The organism is Kocuria sp. NPDC057446, assembly GCF_042802875.1.
In the GTDB taxonomy this organism is placed as follows: Bacteria; Actinomycetota; Actinomycetes; order Actinomycetales; family Micrococcaceae; genus Kocuria.
In genome coordinates this window covers 1-2,166 of the sequence record NZ_JBHVDI010000270.1, presented here as the reverse complement: position 1 = coordinate 2,166, position 2,166 = coordinate 1, and the positions used below count along the sequence as shown (strand labels likewise).

2 protein-coding genes are annotated in these 2,166 nt (G+C 69.0%); one reads left to right on the top strand and one right to left on the bottom strand.

Features of this window, described 5'->3' with window-relative positions:
• Positions 1 to 52: 52 nt before the first annotated feature.
• Positions 53 to 1,477 (bottom strand): type I glutamate--ammonia ligase, encoded by a 1,425-nt coding sequence (gene glnA, locus ACFU0Y_RS17975; RefSeq protein WP_380216306.1) that lies wholly within the window; start codon positions 1,475 to 1,477, stop codon positions 53 to 55.
• A 198-nt stretch (positions 1,478 to 1,675) separates the two neighbouring features.
• On the opposite strand from glnA, the gene ACFU0Y_RS17970 reads away from it, so the two are divergent.
• The gene (locus tag ACFU0Y_RS17970; RefSeq protein ID WP_380216304.1) at positions 1,676 to 2,122 is read left to right on the top strand and encodes an RDD family protein; all 447 of its coding nucleotides are present in this window, start codon (positions 1,676 to 1,678) and stop codon (positions 2,120 to 2,122) included.
• Positions 2,123 to 2,166: the final 44 nt, after the last annotated feature.

Here is a 2,166-nt window from a genome sequence, read left to right as displayed (position 1 = left end):
GTCCCTGGAGCGGGACCGGGGCCTTGCCGTCGCAGCGGTGGAACGGTGCGGATCAGACGCCGTAGTACATCGAGAACTCCAGCGGGTGCGGGACCACGGACAGCGGCTTGAGCTCGAACTCGCGCTTGTACTCGATCCAGGACTGGATGGTGTCCTCGGTGAAGACGTCCCCGGCGAGCAGGAACTCGTGGTCCTCCTCCAGGGCCAGCAGCGCCTCCTCGAGCGAGGCCGGGGCTTTCTTGATGTCCTTGGCCTCCTCGGCGGGCAGCTCGTAGAGGTCCTTGTCGATCGGGTCGGCCGGCTCGATGCGGTTGCGGATGCCGTCGAGGCCCGCCATCAGCTGCGCGGCGAACGCCAGGTACGGGTTGCACGAGGGGTCCGGGGCGCGGAACTCGAGGCGCTTGGCCTTCGGGTTGGTCCCCGTGATCGGGATGCGGATGCCGGCGGAGCGGTTGCCCTGCGAGTACACCATGTTGACCGGGGCCTCGAAGCCCTTGACCAGGCGGCGGTAGGAGTTGACCGTCGGGTTGGTGAACGCCAGCACCGCCGAGGAGTGCTCCAGGAGGCCGCCGATGTACCAGCGGGCGAGGTCGGACAGGCCGCCGTAGCCCTTCTCGTCGTAGAACAGGGGCTCGCCGCCCTTCCACAGGGACTGGTGGCAGTGCATGCCGGAGCCGTTGTCGTTGTAGACGGGCTTGGGCATGAACGTGGCCGACTTGCCGAAGGCGTCCGCCGTGTTCTTGATGACGTACTTGAACTTCTGCAGGTCGTCGGCGGCCCGGGTGAGCGTGCTGAACTTGTAGTTGATCTCGGCCTGGCCGGGACCGCCCACCTCGTGGTGGGAGCGCTCGACCTCGAGGCCCACCTCGTCGAGGGCCACGCACATGGCGTCGCGCAGGTCGGCCTGCTTGTCGACCGGCGAGACGGGGAAGTAGCCGCCCTTGGTGGCGGTCTTGTTGCCGAGGTTGCCGCCCTCCTCCTTGCGCCCGGTGTTCCAGGGCGCCTCGTCGGAGTCGATGGCGTAGAAGGAGCCCTGCGGCTGGATGTCGTAGCGGACGTCCTCGAAGATGAAGAACTCGGCCTCGGAGGCGAAGTTGGCGACGTCGGCGATGCCGGTCGAGGCCATGTAGGCCTCGGCGCGCTCGGCCACGCCGCGGGGGTCGCGGTGGTACGGCTCGCCGGTGCGGGGGTTCACGATGGAGCAGGTGACCACGAGCGTCTTCTCGACGCGGAAGGGGTCCACGAACGCCGACGTCGGGTCCGGGATGAGCTGCATGTCGGACTCGGCGATGCCCTGGAAGCCCCGGATGGAGGAGCCGTCGAACAGCTGCCCGTGCACGAAGAAGTCGTCGTCCACCGACTTGGCGGGGAGGTTGAAGTGCTGCTGCACGCCGGGCATGTCCGTGAACCGGACGTCGACGAAGACGATCTCCTCGTCCTTGATGAACGTGAGGACTTCCTCGGGTGTCTGGAACATGTGCTGTTCTCCTTGATAGGTGGGCTGGACCGCCGTGCCGGGAACGCTACGTGCGGCGTCCGTTTCCGGGGACAACGCTACGGACCGGGCATTAAGGCTCCGTGTCCCGGATGTTTCCTCGGTGTTACGCGGGAGTGCCCCGGGGGAGCCACGGTCTCCTGTCAGTCTAGGGGAGTCCCTCCCCGATACCCTGAGGGGATGATCGACAGACGTGACGTGGGCTCGTGGCTCGAGGGGCCGGGGACCGGCCGGCAGCAGTACCCGGGACAGCGCCTCGGACGGCCCGAGGCGGGACCCGGCTCGGTGGGGCGCGTGGGGCGGCGGATCGTCGCCCTGGTGGCGGACTGGTTCCTGTGCTGGGCCCTCGCCGAGTGGCTGGTGCCCCAGTGGAACGAGCAGGGCCTGATGACGCTGGCGTTCCTGGTCGTGCTCAACGTGCTGCTGGTCGGCGCGACCGGCCACACCCCCGGGCACCTGCTGCTGGGCCTGCAGGTGCAGACGCTCGCCGGCCGTCCGGCCGGCTTCGCCCGCGCCGCGGTCCGCTCCCTCCTGCTGTGCCTCGTGATCCCGGCGGTCGTGTTCGACACCGACCAGCGCGGCCTGCACGACCGGGCGGCGGACACGATCCTCGTCCGCACGCGCTGAGCGCCCCGCCCGGAACGACGACGGAGCCCCGCACCGTCCGGGGA

Coding starts and splice junctions, on each gene's coding strand:
- glnA (WP_380216306.1), bottom strand. CDS start 1,477: ATGTTCCAGACACCCGAGGAAGTCCTCACGTTCATCAAGGACGAGGAG.
- ACFU0Y_RS17970 (WP_380216304.1), top strand. CDS start 1,676: ATGATCGACAGACGTGACGTGGGCTCGTGGCTCGAGGGGCCGGGGACC.